This is a genomic window from Saccharopolyspora mangrovi (assembly GCF_035320975.1).
Lineage (GTDB): Bacteria > Actinomycetota > Actinomycetes > Mycobacteriales > Pseudonocardiaceae > Saccharopolyspora > Saccharopolyspora mangrovi.
Genome location: NZ_JAWLNX010000007.1, coordinates 156,922 through 178,620, shown reverse-complemented (window position 1 = coordinate 178,620; position 21,699 = coordinate 156,922). Strand labels below are relative to the sequence as shown.

The window sequence follows — 21,699 nt, the reverse complement described above, 5'->3', positions numbered from 1 at the left end:
CAGCCGTGCCAACACTTCTGACCCGAGGAGATCCAACCTTGCGCTCCTGGACCACGCGCACAGTCAAGGCGGCCGTCATGGCCGCAGGCCTCGCCACTGTCGGCACCGGTGCCGCGAACGCGGCGGGAACCACCGACATCCACAAGCCCGATCTGTCGTCCGTTCCGGACGAGATCACCGCCGGGATCCCGGCCAACGCCTGCCAGATGCAGGAAGGCCCGTCGTTCAGCCCGACCAAGGCGCCGTGCGCCGACACGCAGCTGAACGTGAGCTCGCCGAACGTCATCAAGAAGGTCGGCGCGGACATCACCAAGACCGGGCACGGTGTCGCCGGTGAGCTGCAGGACGGCCGCCCGGTGCTCGCCCCCGGCAAGCCGAACCGCGTTCTCGGGCACGTCTTCGCCGAGACCACCCGGGTTTCGAAGATGACCAAGACCCGGCCGACCGTCAGCGGCTCGGCGACCCCGGGCCACCTCGGCGTCGTCTACGAGCACACGCCCGACGCGGCGCTGCTGGACACCGAGGTCGGCCCGCGCAAGCCGAACCACCAGGGCTTCTCCGCGGTGGACACCGCGGTCGCGCTGACCGCCGCCCAGGGCTACGAGTCCGAGCCGGTCAGCAACCCGGTGGCGCTGGTCGCCCCGACGCTGAACGACAACCCGCTGCAGACCTCGGGTGAGCCGCTGACGCTGGCCAAGCCCAGCGACGTCCTGCCCGCAGCGGAGAAGGCCCCGGTGCTGTCCGAGGCCGACAAGGCCGTGAGCGGAGTCGCGGACGCCCCGCTCAAGCAGATCAGCGGTGTTCTGCCGCAGAACTGACCGCGCGAGGGCGTTCGCGCAACAGAGAATCCACAGTGGAATGTTCGAATCGGATCACTCCATCGAGGGTATTCCTCTGAAAACGCCCTTCTGAGTTCGACTTGGACGCGCGCCATGTCGCAGACTCTGCCGCGCGACGCAGGAGAAGCGCAGAAATTCCCTGCGCCGCAAGGGTTAACCCCCTGAAGAACAGTCATCCATAAGGAGAACGACAGTGCGTACCGCTGCACGTATCGCCGGCGTCGCCGGCGCCGCCACCGCCATGCTGGCCCTGGCCGGCCCGGCGTTCGCCGACAGCGCGGACAACGAGGGCGTCAACGGGGCGAACGACAACAACATCAGCGCCGTTCCGGTGCAGCTGTGCGGAGACAACGTTGCCGTCCTCGGCGCGGTTGTCCCGGTTCTGTCGCCGCAGACCCCGAAGTGCGTCAACGCCCCGGTTGTGGACCACCCCGAGGGCTGAACTCGCTGAGCGAGCAACAAGGCGCCGGGTCCTCACGGGCCCGGCGCCTTGTCATGTCAGCTCTTTCACTCAGCCGACGTGGCCTTCACGATCTCCGCGTCCGGCTCGCCGATGTCGAACGGCTCTCCGTTGGCGGCACGCTTGACCAGCGACTCCGGCGGTTGGAACCGGTCGCCGTAGCGGTCGGCGAGTTCGCGGGAGCGCGCCACGAATCCGGCGAGACCACCCGGGTACCCGTTCATGTACTGCACGACTCCGCCGGTCCACGGCGGGAAGCCGATGCCCATGATGGAACCGATGTTGGCGTCCGGCACCGAGGTCAGCACGCCTTCGTCGAGGCATTTCACGGTTTCCAGCGCCTCGACGAACATCATCCGCTCCTTGAGGTCGACCAGATCGACCTCGGAGGGATCGGTGTCGGCCGAGCCGAAGTGCTCCGCCAGCCCCGGCCACAGGCCGGTCCGCTTGCCGTCGGCGTAGTCGTAGAAGCCGGCGCCGCCGGAGCGACCGGTGCGGTCGAACTCCTCCACCATGCGGTCGATGACCTGCTCAGCGGGGTGCGGAACCCACGTACCACCGGCTGCTTCCACGGCTGCCTTCGACTCGTCGCGGATCTTGCGCGGCAGGGTCAGGGTCAGCTCGTCGAACAGCTGCAGCACCGGTGCCGGGAAGCCGGCCTGCGAAGAGGCCTGCTCGATGGAGGCCGGGTGGACCCCCTCGGCCAGCATCGCCACGCCCTCGTTGATGAAGGTGCCGATGACCCGGCTGGTGAAGAAGCCGCGGCTGTCGTTGACCACGATCGGCGTCTTGTTGATCTGACGCACCACGTCGAACGCGCGGGCCAGCGCGCGGTCGCTGGTCTGCTCGCCCGAGATGATCTCGACCAGCGGCATCTTGTCGACCGGCGAGAAGAAGTGCAGGCCGATGAACTCCTCGCGGTTGCGGACACCTTCGGCGAGGTCGGTGATCGGCAGCGTCGAGGTGTTCGAGCACAGCAGGGCGTCGCTGTCGACGACGTCCTGGATCTCGCCGAACACCTGGTGCTTGAGCTTGAGGTTCTCGAAGACGGCCTCGATGACCAGGTCGCAGCCCGACAGCGGCTCGACCTGGTCGGTCGGGGTGATGCGGCCGAGCAGCTCGTCGGCCTTCTCCTGCGTGGAGCGGCCCTTGGCCACCGCCTTCTCCAGGATCTTCGCCGAGTAGTCCTTGCCCTTCTCGGCGTTCTCCAGGGAGACGTCCTTGAGCACGACCTGCATGCCGGCCTTGGCGCAGACGTAGGCGATGCCGGCGCCCATCATGCCGCCACCGAGGACAGCGACCTTCTTCGCGCGGAACTCCGGCACACCGTCGGGACGGCTGCCGCCCGCGTTGATGTGCTGCAGGTCGAAGAAGAAGGCCTTGCTCATGTTCTTCGCGGTCTGCCCGCAGACCAGCTCCACGAAGTAGCGGCCCTCGATGTCCAGCGCGGTGTCGAAGTCGACCTGGCTGCCTTCGACGGCGGCCGCCATGATGTTGCGCGGCGCCGGCATGGGGGCGCCCTTGAGCTGCTTGCGCAGGTTGGCCGGGAACGCGGGCAGGTTCGCCGCGAACTTCGGGACCGAGGGGGTGCCGCCCGGGATCTTGTGACCCGGGGTGTCCCACGGCTGCGCGGCTTCGGGGTTGGCCTTGATCCACTGCTTGGCCTTGGCCAGCATCTCTTCGGGAGTGTCGACCAACTCGTGGATGAGCCCGGTCTTGAGGGCCTTCTCCGGTCGCAGCTGCTGGCCCTGCAGCAGGACGTTGAGCAGCGCATCGGCGATGCCCAGCAGACGCACGCTGCGCACGACGCCGCCGGCGCCCGGCAGCAGACCAAGGCTGACCTCGGGGAACCCGAAGCGGGCCTTGGGGTTGTTCAGCGCGATGCGGTGGTGGCAGGCCAGCGCGATCTCCAGGCCGCCGCCGAGGGCGGTGCCGTTGAGCGCGGCGACCACGGGCTTGCCGAGGGTTTCCAGCCGGCGCAGCTGCTTCTTGACGTTGGCGGTGGTGGCGCCGACCGATTCGGCGTCACCGGGCCGGGCCTGGATGAGTTCGCGCAGGTCGCCGCCCGCGAAGAAGGTCTTCTTCGCCGAGGTGAGGACCACGCCGGTGATGTTGTCGCGCTCGGCTTCCAGGCGCTGCAGGATCTCGTCCATGCTCGCCTGGTAGCGCAGGTTCATGGTGTTGGCCTGCTGCTGGGGGTCGTCCAGGGTCAGCACGACGATTCCGTCGGCGTCGGACTCCCAGCGGATGGTGTTCTGCTCGCTCATGTCTGATGTGTCCCTCAGCCGATCCGTTCGACGATGGTCGCGATCCCCATGCCGCCACCGATGCACAGCGTTGCCAGGCCGTATCGGAGGTTGCGGCGTTCCAGCTCGTCGATGACGGTGCCCAGGATCATCGCGCCGGTGGCACCCAGCGGGTGGCCCATCGCGATGGCACCTCCGTTGACGTTGACCTTGTCGTGGTCGACGCCGAACTCCTTCATGAACTTCAGCGGCACTGCGGCGAAGGCCTCGTTGATCTCGACGAGGTCGATCTGCTCGATGCTCATGTCGGCCTTGGCCAGCGCCTTGCGCACGGCCGGGCCGGGGCCCGTGAGCATGATCGTCGGGTCGGCGCCCGACAGGGCGGCGGAGACGATGCGGGCGCGCGGCTTGAGCCCGGTGCGCTCCCCCAGGCCCTTGCTGCCGATCAGCGCCAGGGCGGCGCCGTCGACGATGCCGGAGGAGTTGCCGGGGGTGTGCACGTGATCGATGCGCTCGACCCAGTGGTACTTCTGCAGCGCGACCGAGTCGAAGCCGCCCATCTCGCCGATGTCGGCGAAGGAGGGCTTGAGCCCGCCGAGGGAGTCGGCGGTGGTGCCGGGGCGGATGTGCTCGTCGCGGTCGAGCACGGTCAGGCCGTTGCAGTCCTTGACCGGTACGACGGAGTTGGCGAAGCGCCCGTCGGCCCAGGCCTTGGCGGCGCGGTCCTGCGATTCGGCGGCGTAGACATCGACGGTGCCGCGGTCGAAGCCCTCGATGGTGGCGATGAGGTCGGCGCCGATGCCCTGGGGCACGAACGACGTCGCGTAGTTGGTTTCGGGGTCCATCGCCCACGCACCACCGTCGGAGCCCATCGACACGCGCGACATGGACTCGACACCGCCGGCGAGAACCGCATCCTCCCAGCCGGAGCGGACCTTCTGCGCGGCGATGTTGACGGCTTCCAGGCCTGAGGCGCAGAAGCGGTTGAGCTGGACACCGGCGACCGTTTCGGGCAGGCCGGCGGCGATCGCGGCCGTCTTGGCGATGTCACCGCCCTGGTCTCCGACTGGCGAGACCACGCCGAGCACGACATCGTCGATCAGCGCGGGATCGAGCTCCGGGTGCCGGCGCTGCAGCTCCTCGATCAGGCTCACGGCGAGGGTGATCGGTTTCACCCCGTGCAGCGAACCGTTTTTCTTTCCACGACCCCGCGGTGTGCGGATCGCGTCGTAGACGAACGCCTCGGACATGTGTGGCGTGCCTCCTCATTGCGGCAGGTGCTCCACTCAGAGTGTGACACCGATGCTGTCACAGTCAATGACGATTGCCCCGCCGAACGGTATGTCGCAGCGTGGCGTTGCGCGCATGGGAACCTTCCGTTCACCACCCACCCGCGGACCCGCCGCGAATTCGGCAGGAAGGTTCCCCTCCTCGAACAACGACGAAGCGGGGCCGCCGCAACGACGACCCCGCTCCTTCTCGCCGGCATCAGCGCAGCAGGGCCTCCGCGCCCAGGCCGCGGATCGAGGCGTCCAGAACTTGCACCGTGTGGGCCATCGACATGGTCTCGCCGCGCCGCTGCAGCGCGGTGCGGATCTGCATCGAGCAGCCCGGGTTGGCGGTCACCAGCAGCTCAGCACCGGTGTCGAGCACGTTGGCCGCCTTCCGGTCACCGAGCTCCCGTGCCGGCTCGGGCTGCAGCAGGTTGTAGACACCCGCCGAGCCGCAGCACAGCTCGGCCCTGTTGATCTCGCTGAGCTGGAGCCCGGGGATCGCGCGCAGCAGTTCGCGCGGTTGCGACCGGATGCCCTGACCGTGCGCGAGGTGGCACGCGTCGTGGTAGGCGATCTTCACCGGCAGCGGGTGCCGTTCGGCCAACGGGCCGAGTTCCACCAGCAGCTCGGCGATGTCGCGGACCTTCGCCGAGAAGCGCTCGGCCTTCTCCCGATACACCGGGTCGTCCTGCAGCAGCCTCGGGTACTCCTTGAGGGTCGAGCCGCAGCCGGCGGAGTTGATGACCACGTGGTCCACGTTCGAGGCCTCGAAGGTGTCCAGCAGGTCGCGGGCGAACTTGACCGCTTCCTCCTCCCTTCCGGAGTGCTCGCTGAGCGCGCCGCAGCAGCCCTGCGAGGGCGGCACGACCACGTCGCAACCTTCGGCGGCGAGGATTCGGGCGGTGGCCGCGTTGACGTCGGGGAAGAAGGCCGACTGCACGCAACCGGTGATCATCCCGACCGTTGCGCGCTTGGTTCCCCTGGCCGGGATCCGTCCCGGGAGCTTCTCCGCGCGGGTGATGGGTGGCGCGAGGGATTCCATGACCTGCAGTCCTGCCGGGAGCTTGGTCAGCAGGCCGGTTCGCTCGAGCAGCCTGCCCAGGCGCGAGCGCTGGTAGAGGGCCAGCGGGCCGCGCATCGCCCGAAGCCGCTTGGGGTACGGGAAGAGCGTGAAGATCGCTGTGCGCATCAGCTTCTCGAACCGCCCGCGCTCGTGGTGCCGTTCGACCTGCGCGCGCGTCTCGGTGATCAACGTGCCGTACTGGACGCCGGACGGGCAGGCGGTCACGCACGCCATGCAGCCCAGGCAAGCGTCGAAGTGCTCGACCACGTTGTCGGTGAGCGGTTCGCCTTCGAGGCCTTCCTTCATCAGGTAGATGCGTCCGCGAGGGGAGTCCATCTCCTCGCCCCACAGGTCGTAGGTGGGGCAGCTGGGCAGGCAGAAGCCGCAGTGCACGCAGTCGTCGATGAGTTCGCGTTGCGGCGGGTGAAAGGCGTCGAAAGCACCAGTGCGGGACGGTGTCTCGGTCATCAGATTCCTCCCACGAACCGGCCGGGAGCGAGCCGGTGTTGCGGATCGAACTGGTCCTTGGTGCGGCGCATCAGCGTCAGCGGTCCGGCGGCGATGGGACCCCACGGGTCGACGAGGCCGAGCACTTCGCGCGGAGCCCGTTCGAGCACCGCGTAGTGGGCGCGGCTGCGCAGTTCCGTGGTGAGCCGGGAGATCGCGGCCGGGTCGGTCTCTGCGGGCACGCCCACGTGCAGCACGCCCAGGCCGATCGCACCGCGCACCGATATCGGCAGGTCACCGGCGCTCTGCTGGATGGCGGTCAGCAACGCGGTCATGGCCGCGGGTTCGGCACCCACCCGCAACCCGGTTCCGTCGGGGGTGAAGGGATGCTTCCCCCACCACTGCGGCGGCTGGTCGAGGACGTCGCCGCCGACCTCGGCCGCCAGCGCGAGAGCTCGCGCGTGAGTGGCAGAAGGGCGTCCTTCCAACTGGGCGCAGACGGTGAGCGGTCCGCCGGTGGGCCGGTCGACCTCGATGGCGGTGGGCATCGCCTGCGAGTGGCGGACGGTGTCCGCGGCGTCCGCGGCCGTGGCGGGGTCGTCGGTGGTGACGGTGATCCACCGGTGTTCGGCGGCGACGGGGTGCAGCCGGAACACCGCTTCGGTGATGACGCCGAGAGTTCCGAACGAACCCGAGTACAGCTTGCAGAGGTCGTAGCCGGCGACGTTCTTGACGACCTTCCCGCCAGCCGTGGTGACGGTGCCGTCGGCGAGCACGACGGTGATGCCGATCAGCAGGTCCCGAACACCGCCGAACAGGTGCCTGCAAGGCCCGGAGGTCGCGGTGGCGATGACTCCGCCGACGGTGGCGGAGCTGATCGGCTGGTCGATGGCCAGCTGCTGGCCGCCGGCGCGCACGGTCCGGTTGATCTCGGCGATGGGGGTTCCGGCGAGCGCGTGCACCACGAGGTCGCCTGCGGCGTGCTCGACGATCTCGTTGGCGGGCGAGACGTCCAGCAGCAGGTCCACGTCGCGCGGCGGGGCGCCCCAGTCGAGCTTGCTGCCGGAGCCCTTGGGCACGACGCGCAACCCGTGTTCGGCGGCGACCTTCATCGCGGCCGACGCCTGTTCGGTTCCCTCGACCGCGGCGACCAGCGAGTGGCCGATGTCGTTGTGCTCGTCGTCGTTGGCCGCTGCGCGGACGCGGTCGGCGCCGAGTGCGGCCACCAGTGCGTCGTGGGCGGTGTCCGTGGTTTTCGCAGGCATCAGAACTGCTCCGCCAATCCCGCTTCGGTCAGTGGGTGCACGCCTTTTCGCTTGCCCGGCACTTCTCCGCACAGCCGGGGTGTCGGGAAGACCTTGCCCGGGTTGCAGATTCCGACCGGGTCGAACGCGCAGCGCACGCGCTGCATGGTGTCGAGGTCGTCGGTGGTGAACATGCGTCCCATGTACTTGACCTTGTCCGCCCCGACGCCGTGTTCGCCGGTGATGGAGCCGCCGTACTCGATGCACAGGTCGAGGATCGCGCCGGAGACGGCTTCGGCCCGTTCACCGGCACCGGGTTCGGCGTCGTCGAAGAGCACGAGCGGATGGAGGTTCCCGTCACCGGCGTGGAAGACGTTGGCGACGCGGACACCGGATTCGCTGGACAGTCGGGCGATGCGGCCGAGCACCTCGGGCAGCGCGGTGCGCGGGATGACCCCGTCCTGGACGATGTAGTCGGGGCTGATGCGGCCGACGGCGGCGAAGGCCGACTTGCGGCCCTTCCAGATCATCGCTCGCTCCGCGTCGTCCGCGGCGACCCGGATCTCGAAGGCGCCGTGCGCGCGGCAATGGCGTTCGACCTCGGTGAAGGTGTGCTCGACCTCGGCTGCGGGCCCGTCGAGCTCGACGACCAGCACAGCACCTGCCCCGTCGGGGTACCCGCACTGCACCGCTTGTTCGGCTGCCTCGATGGCCAGCGCGTCCATCATCTCGATGGCGGCCGGTGTCACGCCGTCGGCGATGATCGCCGACACCGCTGCACCGGCTTCGTCGGTGGAGGGGAACCCCGCGAGCAGCGTCTGCACGGCTTCGGGTTTCCGCAACAGGCGCACGGTGATCTTGGTGACGATGCCGAGGGTTCCCTCGCTGCCGATGAAGGCGCCCATCAGGTCGTAGCCGGGAACTTCTCGCGCATCGGCCCCGAGTTCGACGAGTTCGCCGTCGGGGGTGACCACTTCGACGCCGAGGATGTGGTTGACGGTGAAGCCGTACTTCAGGCAGTGCGCACCGCCGGAGTTCTCCGCCACGTTGCCGCCCACCGAGCAGACCTGCTGGCTGGAGGGGTCGGGGGCGAAGTAGTAGCCCTGCGGCGCGGCGGCTTTGGTGACGTCGAGGTTGATCACGCCCGGTTCGACGACGGCGCGTTCGTTGGCGGTGTCGATCTCCAGGATGCGGCGCATCTTGGAGGTGACCACCAGGACTCCGGAGGAGTGCGGGAGCGCCCCGCCCGACAGACCGGTTCCGGATCCTCGTGCGACGAAGGGAATCTCGTGCGCGGCGCAGGTTCGCACGACGTCGCGGATCTGCTCGGCGGTCTCGGGCAGCACCACCACGGCCGGGACGACCCGGTGGCTGGCGAGCCCGTCGCATTCGTAGGTCCGCAGCCGCTGCGGGTCCGTGATCACCGCTCCGTCCGGCAGCGCCGCGCGGAATTCCCCTATCGCGGTGTCCAGCGCGGCTGGGCCTCCCGCCGCGCGTTCGGCTTCGACACTGGCCGACTGCATCGTTCAGCCTCCCGGGAAACTTCCGCTTAGCAGAAAGACGGTTCCGTGAAAGGAAATCCTAGGTTGTCCACAACATAGATACAAGAGGTGGACAAGATGCCCGCCCTCCTCCCGAGTGTGCACGAATATGCACTTCAGAGACGATCTCCGCAGGTCGAACCCGCGTAGCGAAGTGGGAGGAAGGTTCCCACGCTCGCCACCCGATCGGCCTAGAGCTCCGGCAGCGCTCGCACCGACGGGAAGACCCCTTCACCCAATCGCTCCACCGCTGCCAGCTCGTGCCCGCTGGGAAACCGGTACCGGACCTGATCGGGAACCGACCTGCCGAACGCCCGGAACGCGCGTGCGCCGGCCGTTGCGACCGGAGCGGGCAGGGCCCGACCGCCGTGCAGGTCACGCGCCCAGTCCGGCAGCAGCGAGTACGCCAGGTTCCCGATCGGCAGGTAGCCGAGGTTGAGCGGCAGCAGCACCTTGGCCGTGAACGGGTGGTGCAGGAAGCCGAACACCACGTCCGAGTCCCTCGTGCGAGCCAGCTCCGGGCGCACCCGCAGGAAGTAGTCCGCCATCTCCTCCCGCGACCCGGGCACCCTTCCCGGGTCCAGCCCCACCAGCTCCGCCGAGCGGCGCTGCTCTTGGAAGTAGCGGTCGTGCCGGGCATCGCTGAGCGGGAAACCCGCTCGCCGCACCACCTCGGCGAACGAGGCGACCTCCGCGCAATGCACCCACAGCAGCAGGTCCGGATCGTCGAGCCGGATGCGCTCGCCCGTTCTGGGGTCGTGGGCGCGCAGCGTGCGATGCACGTGGCGCACGCGTTCGGCGGCGGCGCGGGCCGCGTCCGAGGTGCCGTACGTGGCGACCCCGACGAAGTCGCTGGTGCGGCGGAGCCTGCCGATCGGGTCTTCCTGGAACCGCGAGTTCTGCACGACCGCGGCCACCGCACGAGGGTGCAGCGCCTGCAGGAAGAGGCTGCGGATGCCCGCGATCCACATCGTCGGATCACCGTGCAGCTGCCAGGTCACCGTGGCGGGCCCGAACAAACCGACATGGGCCATCGGCGCTCAGCCTCCCGCGACCAGCACCGGCACCAGTTGTTCGGCGGCCGTCAGCGAACCGTGGTGCCCCCGCAACGACGACTCCCCCGGCTCGGCGATCGAGCGGATCACCCCGGCGGTGCGCATGATCGCCAGCACGTCGCCGATGCGCGGGCGCACGGCCGTCGACACCGGGCCGAAGTAGCCCTCGTCGATGGCCTGCTCCCCGCTGATCACCGCGCCGCGGTCGCCGATGGTGGCCCGCCACGCGGCCAGCACGTCATCCCTCGCACCAGGCAGGGCGTAGACGTGGCGGACGCGCACCTCGCCGCCGAGCAGCCGCACCCCGTCCTGCAGCGCCGGGTCGCCGTCGGCGTCGATCGCCTCGGCCGGGTCGAGATCGACCATGCCGTGGTCGGCCACGACTCCCAGCACCGCGCCCGGTGGTAGTCGTTCGGCGACCATCTGCACGAATCCGTCGATCTGGCGCAGCTGCATGCGCCACGGGATCGACCCCGGCCCGTGGATGTGCCCCAGCAGGTCAACACCGCCGTGGTAGCCGTAGCAGAGGGTGGGGCCGGGACTGTCGGCCGCGTCGAGGAGCTCCGCGGCGAGATCGCCCAGCTCCCGAACACCGCGGAACTGCCCGCCGCGCATCGACGCCCTGGTCAGGCCGGTGCCCTCGAAGTGAGAGGGCACCGCGGTGCGGACGTCGACCCCCACGGCCTCGGCGCGTTCCAGCACGGTGGTGTTGGGCTGCACCTGTTCCGGGGGCCACTGCTCCATCAGGCTGGCCCGTTCGTCGTCGGCGCCACCCGGCGCGCTGCGCAAGGTCCAGCTCAGCGGGTGCAGCAGACCACCGCCCGGTTCGGCGAAGGTGTATCCGACGAGGCCGTGCTCACCAGCGCAGCGACCGGTCGCCAGGGACGTGATGCTGGTGACCGTGGTGGTGGGGAATCCCGCGGTCAGCGGCGGTGAGTTCTGCAAGCTCGCCAGGAACGGCGCGTCGGCGGCGTGCTCGCGCAACAGCTGGTGGCCGAGCCCGTCGATCAGCAGCACCAGGGCGTTGCGGCACGGCGGGATGCCGATGGTGTCGGTGAAGCCCGCGACGCCCATCGCCGAGAGCATCGACGGCAGCACATCGCGCAGCGCACGGCCCTCGGGATCAGGGGCGACGATCCAGTCCACGGCACGGCTCCTTCGCGGCGGGAAGCGGTGACCGGCGGGCACCGGTCACCGCCGGCACCCTCAGAATCCCATCGAACGGCCGATGATCTCCTTCATGATTTCGGTCGTGCCGCCGTAGATGGTCTGAACGCGGGAATCCAGGTAGGCCTTGGCCACCGGGTACTCGGTCATGTAGCCGAAGCCGCCGTGCAGCTGCAGGCAGCGGTCGACCACGCGCTTGTTGAGCTCGCTGAGCCACCACTTGGCCATCGCGGCGTGCTCGATGCTCAGTTCACCGCGAACGTGGTCCTGCACGCAACGGTCGGCGAAGACCTGCCCGATCTGGACTTCGGTGGCCATCTCGGCGAGTTCGAAGCGGGTGTTCTGGAACTTGCCGATGGGACGACCGAAGGCGGTGCGCTCGCGGCAGTACTCCTGGGTGATCCCCAGGATCTTGGTGGCCGACGCGATCGCGGCGACCCCGATCGACAGCCGTTCCTGCGGCAGGTTCTGCATCAGGTAGACGAAGCCCTGCCCCTCCTCGCCGAGGAGGTTGCGGGCGGGCACGCGCACGTCGTTGAAGAACAGCTCCGCGGTGTCCTGCGCCTTCTGCCCGATCTTGTCGAGGTTGCGGCCGCGTTCGAAGCCGGGCATGCCGCGCTCGACCACGAGCAGGCTGATGCCCTGGTGCCCGGCGTCGGGATCTGTGCGCGCCACGACGATCACCAGGTCGGACATGATGCCGTTGCTGATGAAGGTCTTCTGCCCGTTGAGCACGTACTCGTCGCCGTCGCGGATCGCGGTGGTGCGGATGCCCTGCAGATCGCTGCCCGCACCGGGCTCGGTCATCGCGATGGCCGAGATGAGCTCACCCGAGCAGAACGCGGGCAGCCAGCGCTGCTTCTGCTCGTCGTTGGCGAGCTTCATCAAGTAGGGCGCGACGATGTCGTTGTGCAGGGGCGATCCGAAACCGGAGACGCCCGCGTTGACGAGTTCTTCGTCGAAGACCACGTTGAACCGGAAGTCGTCAACACCTCCCCCGCCGAACTCGTCGTCGACGGCGAAGCCGAGCAGGCCCTGCGCACCGGCAGCGCGCCAGGCTTCCCGGCTGACCTGGCCGGCGTCCTCCCACTCCTGCAGGTGCGGGACGAGTTCCTTGGTGACGAAGGTCCGAACCGTTTCGCGGAACGCCTCGTGTTCGGGCTCGAACAACTCCCTGCGCATCTTCACGCATCCTTCCGGTTCGGCGGGCGGCGCGTGGAAGGGAACCTTCCTGTCATTACCGGGCCCGCGGGGCCGCTTCAGGGGAACGGAACTGTCGGTCGGCCGGGCCGAGTCATTCCGGCGCGGAGTGCATCGCCCCGGAGTCGAGCAGGTCTTGGGGAAGTGCCCAGTCGCGCAGCACCTCTTCGGTGTGGGCACCGGGGGTGGCGACCGCGCCGGGCGGCGGGTTGGGGGTGCGGCTGAACCGGGGTGCGGGGGCGGGCTGCAGGGTCCCGTCGCGGCGCACGAGGGTGCCGCGAGCGGCCAGGTGCGGGTGCTCTTCGGCTTCGGCCATCGACAGCACGGGCGCGAAGCAGGCGTCGGAGCCGTCGAAGATCTCGGTCCACTCCTGGCGGGTGCGCTGCTTGAACTTCTCGGCGAAGGTCTTCCGCAGTTCGGGCCAGTTCGACGCGTCGTCGCGGTCTGGGACCTTTCCGGTCAGTTCGAGCCTGTCGAGCAGTTCGGCGTAGAACTTGGGTTCCAGCGCGCCCACCGAGATGTGTTCGCCGTCGGCGGTCTCGTAGACGTCGTAGTAGGGCGCCCCGGTGTCGAGCAGGTTGGTGCCGCGTTCGGTGCTCCACCCGCCTGAGCCGAAGAAGCCCCACAACATCGAGCCCAGGTGCGCGGTTCCGTCGACGATGGCGGCGTCGACGACTTGCCCGCGTCCACTGGCCCGGGCTTCCAGCAGTGCGGCGAGCACGCCGACGGCCAGGTACATCGCGCCGCCGCCGAAGTCGCCGAGCAGGTTCGCCGGAACCTGCGGCGGGCCGCCCTTGCGGCCGATGAGGTGCAGCATTCCGGTCAGCGAGACGTAGCCGACGTCGTGGCCGGAGGTGTGCGCGAGCGGTCCGTCCTGCCCCCACCCGGTCATCCGCCCGTAGACCAGCGCGGGGTTGAGCTCCCAGCACTGCTCGGGTCCGACGCCGAGGCGTTCGGTGACGCCGGGGCGCAGTCCTTCCAGCAGCACGTCGGCCTCGGCTGCGAGGGCGAGCACGGCTCGCGGGCCGTGCTCGTGCTTGAGGTCGACCTGCACCGACCGCTTGCCCCGGTTGAGCAGGTCGTCGGCGCCGCCGGTGACGCCGGGCCGGTCGACCCGGACCACGTCCGCGCCGAGGTCGGTCAGCAGCATCGCGCAGAACGGCGCCGGGCCGATCCCGGCGAGTTCGACGACTTTCACCCCGGCCAGCGGGCCGCCAGTTGCCGTCACGACAGAATCCTCTCCACGACGCGGAACCAGACCCTCCGACGACCCGGATTCCACGGACGACGCTGTGTCGGGCGACACAGGAATCACGACGCAATCAGTGTTACATCGTTGGTGTAACAGCGGTCAAGGAGTAGCGTGACCGGCATGCTCCGAACTGCGGACGAAGAGCTCACCATCGACGAACTGGCCGCCCGTGCCGGAGTGACCGTGCGAACGGTCCGGTTCTACTCATCGCGCGGCCTGCTGCCGGCTCCACGCCTGCGCGGCCGTCTGGGACTCTACGGCGCCGAGCACCTCGCGCGACTGGATCTGATCCGCGAGCTGCAGACGCTCGGGTTCACCTTGTCGGCGATCGAACGGCACCTGCAGCGCATCCCGGAGGGCTCGTCGCCCGACGAACTCGCCCTGCAACGCGCCCTGATCGCCCCGTGGACCGATGAGCACGCCGAGGAGCTCGACCGGCACGAACTGGATCGGCGCGCAGGTCGCCACCTCGACGACGAGCTGGTCGAGCACCTGGTGGAGCTGGGGGTCCTGCAGCGCATCGACGATCCCGACAAGTTGCGGCTGCCCAGCCCGGCGATGCTCGGCGTCGGCTTGCAGATCCTCGACCTGGGCTTGCCGCTGGAGATGCTGGTGCAGGCCAAGGGCATCGTCGAACAGCACACCGCGCAGATCGCGACCGAGCTGCGCGAGCTGTTCGCGGCCAACGTGCTGCGCCCTTACATGGAGCACGGACGCCCGGAGGACGAGCGGGAACGGGTGCGCGCGGCGACCGACCAGCTCCGGCCGCTGACCATCCAGGTGCTGGTCAACGGTTTTCAGCACGCGGTCAACGACGTCATCCGCGACCACGTCTGATTTCGCCTGATTCCTCCGGAGTTCCGCCTCGTGATCCGGTTCGCCGGGATGTGATTCCGGCTTTCGGCGCTGGTTTAGGGCGCCCCTGATCAGGTTTCATCGCCTCAACGCGCGACATTCGAAACCGTTGTTCGGGGCGAGGGGAGTTCGGATGCGATGAGCACCGAGGACGACTGGGCCGAGGCAGCACTGGAAACGACGATCCCGCGACTGTTCTCCCACAACACCACGCACTGCCCGGACCAGCCCGCGCTGACCGACGACGATCGGACCTTCACCTGGAGGCAGGCCGGCGAGGAGGTCGAGCTGCTGGCCGCAGCGCTCAACGCGCTCGGCCTGCAGCGCGGCCAGACCATCCTGCTGATGATGTCCAACCGCGCCGAGCACTGGCTGGTCGACGTCGCCGCAGCGCACCTGGGCGCGGTTCCCAGCACGCTGCACCCGGGGCTGAGCCAGGACCAGGTCCACGCCATCGCCGCCCACAGCCGCGCCCGGGTCGTGGTGCTGGAGAGCAGCGACCAGCTGCGCCGCTGGGCGAAAGCGCTGCGCAACAACACCACGATCGAGCACGTGGTGGTGCTCGACGAAGCGGTGATGGTCAGCGCCGATCACCGCTTCCGCACGTGGGGCGACCTGCGAAGACGGGGTGCGCAGCGGTTGCGCGAGGACCCTGGCCTGCTGCTGCGGGAGAGTTCCCCGATCACCCCTGGCACGCCTGCGGCCATCATCTATCCCAGCGAGGACTCCGACCGCCTCAAGGGCGTGGTGCTGACGCACCGCAACATCTGCTTCGCAGCCGCCGCCCTGCACCAGCTCACCAGGCCCGCACCGAACACGTCCCGGCTGAGCTACCTGCCGCTGAGCCACATAGCCGAGCGCGTGGTGGGCATCTACGCGGCCATCCACGGCGCCGCTCACGTGCACTTCTGCGGAGCTCGCGACGAGGTGCTCGCGCAGCTGCCGAGAACCCGGCCAGCGCTGTTCTTCGCCTCTGCCGAGGTGTGGTCGCAGCTGGCCGGCGTGCTTCGCGACATCCCGGCGGAGCGGCGCGCCACGCCCCGCGACGGCCAGCGGGTGCGTGCGCGCCTCGGGCTGGGCGGAACTGTGTGGCCGTCGAGCAGGTCCGGCCCGATCGACTCGGAGGTGCTGGAGCTGTTCAGTGGCATCGGGCTGGACGTCTGCGAGCTCTGGGGGCTGGTCGAGACGACCGGTTGCGCCACCACGAACCACCCCGGCGCCCGCCGCACCGGCACGGTCGGCCGCGCGATGCCCCGCATGGAGGTGCGCATCGCAGCCGACGGTGAGGTGCTGGTGCGCGGCCCGCTCGTGTGCGCGGGATACCTGGAGGCAGACGGGATGATCCGGCCCGTCACCGACGCGGACGGCTGGCTGGGCACCGGCGATGTCGGGGAGCTGGACCCGGATGGGTACCTGACGATCACCGGGCACAAGCCGGAGCTGTTCAGCGAGAACATGCCCTTGGCGTTGTGACGGCGGTTGCGAGCAGGGGAACCTTTCTGTCATCTCGGCCGCGCCGCGGAGGCTCAGCGCTGCTGCCCTGCACAGGCGGCGGTTCCGCCGTTCGGACGAGATAACGTGAGGTCATGGCGACCAATGGTGAAGAGGGGGCCGCTCGCTGGCCGCGGCGGCTCTACGCGGAGGGCGACGAGCCCGATCCCCGGTTCACGCTCGCCAACGAGCGGACGTTCCTGGCGTGGATCCGCACCGCGTTGGCGTTGATGGCCGGTGGTGTCGGCGTCGAGGCCCTCAACGCCGTGGCCGTCGAGCCCAACGCGATCCGCACGGTGCTGGCGGTCTCGTTGCTGCTGGCCGGGGTTGTGTGCAGCGCCACGGCTTTCACCAGGTGGGTCGCCACCGAGCGCGCGTTGCGCCGGGGCAGGCCGCTGCCCGCGCCCCGCTTGGCCCCCGCCCTCGGCTACGGGCTCGCCGCGATCGGCGTGGTCGCGTGCGTGCTGCTGTTCGTTACCGGGTTCTGAGGATGAGCGGGAACCAGCCCTGGGATCCGGGGCTGCAGATCGAGCGCACCACCCTCGCGTGGTTGCGCACGGTGCTGGCGTTCACCGCGAGCCTGCTGGTGATGCTCAAGCTGATCTCGCACCACAGCGCGATCGCGGCGGTCGTCTGCGCGCTCGCCACGCTGCCGGTCAGCGGGACCGTGGCGTTGCTGGTGTGGCGGCGCCACCACCGCAGCGACCGGCGGTTGCGCGCACGAGCACCGCTGCCGGGCGGGGCGTTGCCCGCCGCGACAGCGGTGCTGGCTGTGCTGGCCGGAGCGACCGGCGCGGTGTACGTGCTGTTCGCTTAGGCGACGCGAACGTCGATGTCGATGTTGCCTCGGACGGCGTTGGAGTACGGGCACACCGAATCCGCGGCTTCGGCGAGTTGCTGCGCCTGCTCGGCGGGCACGCCGGGCAGTTCGACGAGCAGGCCGACCTTGAGGCCGTAACCGCCCTCGCCGTTCGGGCCGATGCCGACCTCCGCGGTCACCGAGGACCCTTCGATGTCGACCTTCTGCTTGCGGGCCACGACCTGCAGCGCGCTGTGGAAGCAGGCGGAGTAACCGGCCGCGAACAGCTGCTCGGGGTTGGTGGCGCCGCCGGGACCGCCCATCTCCTTGGGGATGGCCAGTTCGAGGTCGACCTGCCCGTCCGAGGTGCGGGTGCGCCCGGCACGGCCGGCGCCGGTCGCGGTGGCCTCCGCGGTGTAGAGGACAGTCATGATCGTGTCTCCCTATTCTCGGTGACCCGGCGCGCCGCATCGTTCAACGTGGCCGTCAGGTCTTCCAATGTGGACCGCAGTTCGTCGACCTCTCCCAGGTCCATCCCGGTGGCGGAGACCATCCGCTGCGGGATGTCGCGCGCCTGCTGCCACAGCGCGCGCCCTTCGTCGGTGACCGCGACGCGCACGGACCGCTCGTCGGTCTCGCTGCGGGTGCGGACGATCAGGTCGCGGGACTGGAGTCGCTTCAGCAGCGGTGACAACGTCCCCGAGTCGAGTCGCAGCCGAGCGCAGAGCTCCTTGACCGTCAGCGACTCGCGCTCCCACAGCACCAGCATCACCAGGTACTGCGGATAGGTCAGGCCGATCTCGTCGAGGAACGGCCGGTAGAGGTTGGTGAACGCCCGCGACGCGCTGTGCAGCGCGAAGCAGAGCAGCCGATCCAGCGTCGAACCCGATTCCGTCGTCACGCGGTAGACGGTAGCCCACAACTGAGTTGTGCACAATCAAATTGGGTGCAATCGTTTCCGCGGTCGATCTCGCGAAGGTTCACCGGCGATTTCTTTCGCGCAGGTCAGCGCGGCGAAGCGGCCCTCGGTGATGACAGGAAGGTTCCCATGCTCACCTCAGGCCGCTGTCAGCACTCGATGACGTTGACGGCCAAGCCGCCGCGCGCGGTCTCCTTGTACTTGACCTTCATGTCGCGCCCGGTCTCCCGCATCGTCTTCATGACCTTGTCCAGGGACACGAAGTGGGTGCCGTCGCCGCGCAGCGCCATCCGGGCCGCCGTGATCGCCTTGACCGAGGCCACCGCGTTGCGCTCGATGCACGGGATCTGCACCAGACCGCCGATCGGATCGCAGGTGAGCCCCAGGTTGTGCTCCATCGCGATCTCGGCGGCGTTCTCCACCTGCTCGGGCGTCCCGCCGAGCACCTCGGCCAAGCCCGCAGCGGCCATCGAGCAGGCCGAGCCGACTTCGCCCTGGCAGCCGACCTCCGCGCCCGAGATGGACGCGTTCTCCTTGAACAGCACCCCGATCGCACCGGCCGTGAGCAAAAACCGCACCACACTGTCGTCGTCCGCGCCGGGCACGAACCGGGCGTAGTAGTGCAGCACCGCAGGCACGATCCCCGCCGCACCGTTGGTCGGCGCGGTCACCACGCGGCCACCTGCGGCGTTCTCCTCGTTGACCGCCAGGGCGAACAACGTGACCCACTCCAGGGGATCGTCCTGTTCGGTCAGGGCCGCGGCCAACTCCGCCGCGCGGCGCCGGACCTTCAGACCGCCGGGCAGCTCACCGGTGTTGCGGCATCCGTTGTCGACGCATTCCCGCATCACCCGCCAGATGTCGAGCAGCCCCGCGCGCACCGCGGGCTCCTCGCGCCACGACAGCTCGTTGGCCAGCATCACGCCGCTGATCGGCAGGCCGGACTCAGCGCTGCGCAGCAGCAGGTCGGCTCCCGTGCGGAAGGGCATGGGAACCGCTGTGTCATCGGCTTTGACCCGATCCGCGCCCGCGGCGTCCTCATCCACGACGAAACCGCCGCCCACCGAGTAGTAGACCGCCGAATCCAGTTCACCGCCGTCGTTGCCGATGGCGGTGAAGCGCAATCCGTTGGGGTGCTGCGGAAGGGATTTGCGCCTGTGCAGCACCAGATCCCGGGCACTGGTGAAGGGCAGCACCTGGTCGCCGCCGAGCCGCAGCAGGCCGCTCCGCTCGATCTCGTCCACCCGCCGCGCGCCGGCCACCGGGTCCACGGACTCCGGTCGGTGCCCTTCCAGCCCGAGCACGACCGCGCTCGGGCTCCCGTGCCCGTGGCCGGTCGCGCCGAGGGAACCGAACAACTCCGCTTTGACCCTGCTGACCTGGGAGATCGTCCCGTTCTCGCGCAGTCTGGAGGTGAACCGCTGCGCTGCGCGCATCGGTCCCACGGTGTGCGAGCTGGACGGGCCGATCCCCACCGAGAACAGGTCGAAGACACCGATCGCCATTGATCGTCTCGCCTCGTTCCGGGCTTCGCGGCTACTCGTTGATCAATTCGGCGTACTGCTGAGCCGTGAGGGTCGCACCCGTCTCGCTGACGCGCACCTCGATCAGCCAACCCTCGCCGTAGGGGTCGGAGTTGACCACGGCCGGGTCGTCCACGACGGACTCGTTGATGGTGACGATCTCGCCGGTGACGGGCGCGAACAGGTCGCTGACGGACTTGGTGGACTCGAGCTCACCGCACGCCTGACCGGCCTCGATCTTGTCGCCGACCTCGGGGAGCTGGACGAAGACGATGTCGCCGAGGGCGCTGGCGGCGTGCTCGGTGATGCCGATGCGCGCGACCTCGCCGCGGTCCTCGATCCACTCGTGCTCTTCGGTGTAGGACAGGTTCGTGGGCAGCGACATCGGGAGGCTCCAAAGCTGTTTCGAGGGGACGTCGATCCCCGGTTTCGGCTGGGCCTCCCCCTCTGTTGCGGAACCTGAGAGCTTCGCCGCTGCAGCGGCTTGCACCGTGGGTGGCCCGTCGGCGTCGACGAGCGCTTTCCAGAGTCGCCTCGCCCGAGCGGTCATGGGTGCCTGAGAGTTTGCTGGGGAGTGTTGCTCCTTCGGCGCCCTGCGCTGCTGGGCAGGGTCTCTCCCGCACGGGGTCGATGGCCGGTATGCGATTGTCGATGTGCTCAGCAACGATAAACGGGCCAGCGGGACTGTCAATGCACATGTGATCTCCGCCGGTGCGTCTTGGTCGAGGAGGACCCTTCGATGCTCGACATCCGGGCGCTGGTCGAGCGGGTCGGCCCGGCCCTGCTTCGCACGGTGATCAGCCCGGAGTCCAACACCGTCGCGGGCGACGTGGTGATCGCCGAACCTGATCAGCCCACGACCGCGACCGGCGGCGACCTGGTGCTGGGCGTGGGGATCGGTGACGGCGAGCAGGCGGTGCGCCTGGTGCGCGACTGCGGTGAGCAAGGTGCGGCCGCGGTGCTGCTCAAACCACCGGTCGCCGTGGAGGCCGCGGTCGTGGAGGCCGTGCGCGAAGCGGGGATAGCGCTGGTCGAGGTGCGGTCCGGGACCGCCTGGGCGCAGCTGGTGTGGCTGATCCGCGCCGCTCTGGCGGGCGGGATCAGGCAGGCGGAGGAGAGCGGCGTCGGTGTGGCGGACCTGTTCCGGCTCGCCGACGCGGTCGCCGACGTCGTGGACGCCCCGGTGACCATCGAGGACGCCCATTCCCAGGTGCTGGCCTACTCGGCGCGGCAGGACCTGACCGACCCGGCGCGGGTCTCCACGATCATGGGCCGCAAGCAGCCGGACGACGTGCTGGCGAAGTTCCGCGCCCGCGGCACGTTCCGGCAGCTGACCAAGGGCAGTTCGGCGATCTTCGTGCCCGGGCAGCAGGACGGGACGCTGCCGCGCCTGGTGATGCCGATCCGCATGGGCGGGGAGCTGCTCGGCTCGATGTGGGCGGTGGTGCCCGGCCCCGTCTCTGAAGAGCGCGCGACGGCCTTCGCCGACACCGCGCCGCTGGTGGCGCTGCAGCTGTTGCGCTGGCGCGCGGTCGCCGACGTGCAGCGGCGGCGGTCGGCGGAGCAGGTCCGATTGCTGCTCGACGGCAGTGACGGGTGGCGGGCGGCCGCCAACGAGCTGGCGGTGCCCAACGAAGCGCATCGCGTGATCGCGATCGAGATGCCGGCCTCCGACGAGCCCGCGGAGGGGCAGCGGCTGGCGATGTGGGAGTGGATCACCCGCGGCATCGGGCGGCGACCGCTGGTCACCGAGATCGGCGCGGTGCTCTACGCCCTGGTTCCCGACCGGGAGCGCGGCGGCGGTTGGCCCGAACTGCGCCAAGCGCTGCTGTCGCACGACCTCTCCCCTCGCCCGCTGATCGCGGTGGGCACGTCTGTGCCGGTCACCGACGTGCCGCGGTCCCGCGCCCAGGCGGAGGAGCTGATCGGCCTGCTGCGCACGGGTCTGGTGCGGCAGCGGGTCGCGGTCTACGAGGACCTGTGGCACCTGCTGGTGCTCAGCCGGATGGCGGGCGCGGCCACCGACGCCGGCGTTGCCGCGTTGGGTCCCCTCGTGGTGCTGCGCGAGCACGACCGCACGCAGGGAACCGAGCACCTGGCAACGCTGCACGCGTGGCTGCGGCATCCCGGTGATCCCCGGCAGGCCGGGCGGGAGCTGCGGGTGCACCCCAACACCTTCCGGTACCGGATGAAGCGGATCGGTCAGCTGGTGGACGTCGACCTCGACGACCCGGACGTCCGCTCGGCGCTGCTGGTGCAGCTGCTGGCCGAACGGTGGGCGCAGCACGGCTGAGGCCCGGCGGGCCGCGAGCAGGGGAACCTTT

At 69.5% G+C, this 21,699-nt stretch carries 20 protein-coding genes and 2 riboswitches; of the genes, 7 read left to right on the top strand and 13 right to left on the bottom strand.

Translation table 11 applies throughout. The features are described 5' to 3' along the window. The first annotated feature begins 38 nt into the window (after positions 1–38). Together R4I43_RS12565 and R4I43_RS12560 are read left to right on the top strand one after the other, a co-directional pair. Positions 39–818, top strand: a complete 780-nt coding sequence (locus R4I43_RS12565; RefSeq protein WP_324265770.1) for a hypothetical protein — start codon at positions 39–41, stop codon at positions 816–818. Positions 819–1,032: 214 nt separating this feature from the next. Further along, positions 1,033–1,281 (top strand): hypothetical protein, encoded by a 249-nt coding sequence (locus tag R4I43_RS12560; RefSeq protein ID WP_324265769.1) that lies wholly within the window; start codon positions 1,033–1,035, stop codon positions 1,279–1,281. Between the two features lie 65 nt (positions 1,282–1,346). Here the strand turns inward: R4I43_RS12560 and R4I43_RS12555 are convergent, their stop codons facing one another. The 9 genes from R4I43_RS12555 to R4I43_RS12515 all read right to left on the bottom strand — a co-directional run bounded on the left by R4I43_RS12555 (position 1,347) and on the right by R4I43_RS12515 (position 13,764). Further along, complete coding sequence (locus R4I43_RS12555; RefSeq protein ID WP_324265768.1) at positions 1,347–3,566, bottom strand: 3-hydroxyacyl-CoA dehydrogenase NAD-binding domain-containing protein; 2,220 nt, start codon at positions 3,564–3,566, stop codon at positions 1,347–1,349. A gap of 14 nt (positions 3,567–3,580) precedes the next feature. Further along, on the bottom strand, positions 3,581–4,795 hold the full coding sequence (locus R4I43_RS12550; RefSeq protein ID WP_324265767.1) for an acetyl-CoA C-acetyltransferase: 1,215 nt from the start codon (positions 4,793–4,795) through the stop codon (positions 3,581–3,583). A gap of 238 nt (positions 4,796–5,033) precedes the next feature. Then, entirely contained in the window at positions 5,034–6,350 is a 1,317-nt protein-coding gene (locus R4I43_RS12545) for a (Fe-S)-binding protein (RefSeq protein ID WP_324265766.1), read from the bottom strand. Next, positions 6,350–7,594 (bottom strand): FAD-binding oxidoreductase, encoded by a 1,245-nt coding sequence (locus R4I43_RS12540; RefSeq protein ID WP_324265765.1) that lies wholly within the window; start codon positions 7,592–7,594, stop codon positions 6,350–6,352. Before R4I43_RS12540 ends, R4I43_RS12545 begins: the two co-directional genes overlap by 1 nt. Further along, on the bottom strand, positions 7,594–9,096 hold the full coding sequence (locus tag R4I43_RS12535; RefSeq protein ID WP_324265764.1) for an FAD-linked oxidase C-terminal domain-containing protein: 1,503 nt from the start codon (positions 9,094–9,096) through the stop codon (positions 7,594–7,596). The genes R4I43_RS12540 and R4I43_RS12535 overlap by 1 nt, the downstream gene beginning before the upstream one ends. A gap of 209 nt (positions 9,097–9,305) precedes the next feature. After that, positions 9,306–10,148, bottom strand: coding sequence for an oxygenase MpaB family protein (locus R4I43_RS12530; protein ID WP_324265763.1), 843 nt, complete (start codon positions 10,146–10,148; stop codon positions 9,306–9,308). A gap of 6 nt (positions 10,149–10,154) precedes the next feature. Continuing rightward, the gene (locus R4I43_RS12525; RefSeq protein WP_324265762.1) at positions 10,155–11,315 is read right to left on the bottom strand and encodes an alkaline phosphatase family protein; all 1,161 of its coding nucleotides are present in this window, start codon (positions 11,313–11,315) and stop codon (positions 10,155–10,157) included. Between the two features lie 60 nt (positions 11,316–11,375). Next, positions 11,376–12,518, bottom strand: a complete 1,143-nt coding sequence (locus R4I43_RS12520) for an acyl-CoA dehydrogenase family protein (RefSeq protein WP_324265761.1) — start codon at positions 12,516–12,518, stop codon at positions 11,376–11,378. A 112-nt stretch (positions 12,519–12,630) separates the two neighbouring features. Beyond that, the gene (locus tag R4I43_RS12515; protein ID WP_324265760.1) at positions 12,631–13,764 is read right to left on the bottom strand and encodes a CaiB/BaiF CoA transferase family protein; all 1,134 of its coding nucleotides are present in this window, start codon (positions 13,762–13,764) and stop codon (positions 12,631–12,633) included. 144 nt (positions 13,765–13,908) lie between these two features. On the opposite strand from R4I43_RS12515, the gene R4I43_RS12510 reads away from it, so the two are divergent. The 4 genes from R4I43_RS12510 to R4I43_RS12495 all read left to right on the top strand — a co-directional run bounded on the left by R4I43_RS12510 (position 13,909) and on the right by R4I43_RS12495 (position 16,951). Then, positions 13,909–14,625 carry a MerR family transcriptional regulator gene (locus tag R4I43_RS12510; RefSeq protein ID WP_324265759.1) on the top strand — a complete coding sequence of 239 codons (717 nt, stop codon included), beginning with the start codon at positions 13,909–13,911 and terminating at the stop codon, positions 14,623–14,625. Positions 14,626–14,781: 156 nt separating this feature from the next. After that, the gene (locus R4I43_RS12505) at positions 14,782–16,116 is read left to right on the top strand and encodes an AMP-binding protein (RefSeq protein WP_324265758.1); all 1,335 of its coding nucleotides are present in this window, start codon (positions 14,782–14,784) and stop codon (positions 16,114–16,116) included. A gap of 113 nt (positions 16,117–16,229) precedes the next feature. After that, entirely contained in the window at positions 16,230–16,622 is a 393-nt protein-coding gene (locus R4I43_RS12500) for a YidH family protein (protein WP_324265757.1), read from the top strand. A 2-nt stretch (positions 16,623–16,624) separates the two neighbouring features. After that, positions 16,625–16,951, top strand: coding sequence for a DUF202 domain-containing protein (locus R4I43_RS12495; RefSeq protein WP_324265756.1), 327 nt, complete (start codon positions 16,625–16,627; stop codon positions 16,949–16,951). Here the strand turns inward: R4I43_RS12495 and R4I43_RS12490 are convergent. The 4 genes from R4I43_RS12490 to gcvH all read right to left on the bottom strand — a co-directional run bounded on the left by R4I43_RS12490 (position 16,948) and on the right by gcvH (position 19,760). Then, the gene (locus R4I43_RS12490) at positions 16,948–17,364 is read right to left on the bottom strand and encodes an organic hydroperoxide resistance protein (RefSeq protein ID WP_324265755.1); all 417 of its coding nucleotides are present in this window, start codon (positions 17,362–17,364) and stop codon (positions 16,948–16,950) included. The two genes, R4I43_RS12495 and R4I43_RS12490, sit on opposite strands and share 4 nt — an antisense overlap. Further along, positions 17,361–17,834 (bottom strand): MarR family winged helix-turn-helix transcriptional regulator, encoded by a 474-nt coding sequence (locus R4I43_RS12485; RefSeq protein ID WP_324265754.1) that lies wholly within the window; start codon positions 17,832–17,834, stop codon positions 17,361–17,363. Before R4I43_RS12485 ends, R4I43_RS12490 begins: the two co-directional genes overlap by 4 nt. A 167-nt stretch (positions 17,835–18,001) precedes the next feature. After that, positions 18,002–19,357 (bottom strand): L-serine ammonia-lyase, encoded by a 1,356-nt coding sequence (locus R4I43_RS12480; RefSeq protein WP_324265753.1) that lies wholly within the window; start codon positions 19,355–19,357, stop codon positions 18,002–18,004. A 31-nt stretch (positions 19,358–19,388) separates the two neighbouring features. Continuing rightward, the gene (gcvH, locus tag R4I43_RS12475; protein ID WP_324265752.1) at positions 19,389–19,760 is read right to left on the bottom strand and encodes a glycine cleavage system protein GcvH; all 372 of its coding nucleotides are present in this window, start codon (positions 19,758–19,760) and stop codon (positions 19,389–19,391) included. A 52-nt stretch (positions 19,761–19,812) separates the two neighbouring features. After that, positions 19,813–19,908, bottom strand: a riboswitch (glycine riboswitch). Further along, positions 19,909–20,005, bottom strand: a riboswitch (glycine riboswitch). Positions 20,006–20,114: 109 nt separating this feature from the next. On the opposite strand from gcvH, the gene R4I43_RS12470 reads away from it, so the two are divergent. Continuing rightward, a complete protein-coding gene (locus R4I43_RS12470; RefSeq protein ID WP_324265751.1) occupies positions 20,115–21,668 on the top strand; it encodes a PucR family transcriptional regulator in 1,554 nt (517 codons plus the stop codon). Positions 21,669–21,699: the final 31 nt, after the last annotated feature.

Bases quoted from the DNA above. Each gene is read 5' to 3' on its own strand.
- R4I43_RS12480 (WP_324265753.1), bottom strand. From the start codon at position 19,357: ATGGCGATCGGTGTCTTCGACCTGTTCTCGGTGGGGATCGGCCCGTCC.
- R4I43_RS12540 (WP_324265765.1), bottom strand. From the start codon at position 7,594: ATGCCTGCGAAAACCACGGACACCGCCCACGACGCACTGGTGGCCGCA.
- R4I43_RS12545 (WP_324265766.1), bottom strand. From the start codon at position 6,350: ATGACCGAGACACCGTCCCGCACTGGTGCTTTCGACGCCTTTCACCCG.
- gcvH (WP_324265752.1), bottom strand. From the start codon at position 19,760: ATGTCGCTGCCCACGAACCTGTCCTACACCGAAGAGCACGAGTGGATC.
- R4I43_RS12510 (WP_324265759.1), top strand. From the start codon at position 13,909: ATGCTCCGAACTGCGGACGAAGAGCTCACCATCGACGAACTGGCCGCC.
- R4I43_RS12550 (WP_324265767.1), bottom strand. From the start codon at position 4,795: ATGTCCGAGGCGTTCGTCTACGACGCGATCCGCACACCGCGGGGTCGT.
- R4I43_RS12470 (WP_324265751.1), top strand. From the start codon at position 20,115: ATGCTCGACATCCGGGCGCTGGTCGAGCGGGTCGGCCCGGCCCTGCTT.
- R4I43_RS12520 (WP_324265761.1), bottom strand. From the start codon at position 12,518: ATGCGCAGGGAGTTGTTCGAGCCCGAACACGAGGCGTTCCGCGAAACG.
- R4I43_RS12490 (WP_324265755.1), bottom strand. From the start codon at position 17,364: ATGACTGTCCTCTACACCGCGGAGGCCACCGCGACCGGCGCCGGCCGT.
- R4I43_RS12530 (WP_324265763.1), bottom strand. From the start codon at position 10,148: ATGGCCCATGTCGGTTTGTTCGGGCCCGCCACGGTGACCTGGCAGCTG.
- R4I43_RS12535 (WP_324265764.1), bottom strand. From the start codon at position 9,096: ATGCAGTCGGCCAGTGTCGAAGCCGAACGCGCGGCGGGAGGCCCAGCC.
- R4I43_RS12500 (WP_324265757.1), top strand. From the start codon at position 16,230: ATGGCGACCAATGGTGAAGAGGGGGCCGCTCGCTGGCCGCGGCGGCTC.
- R4I43_RS12495 (WP_324265756.1), top strand. From the start codon at position 16,625: ATGAGCGGGAACCAGCCCTGGGATCCGGGGCTGCAGATCGAGCGCACC.
- R4I43_RS12555 (WP_324265768.1), bottom strand. From the start codon at position 3,566: ATGAGCGAGCAGAACACCATCCGCTGGGAGTCCGACGCCGACGGAATC.
- R4I43_RS12505 (WP_324265758.1), top strand. From the start codon at position 14,782: ATGAGCACCGAGGACGACTGGGCCGAGGCAGCACTGGAAACGACGATC.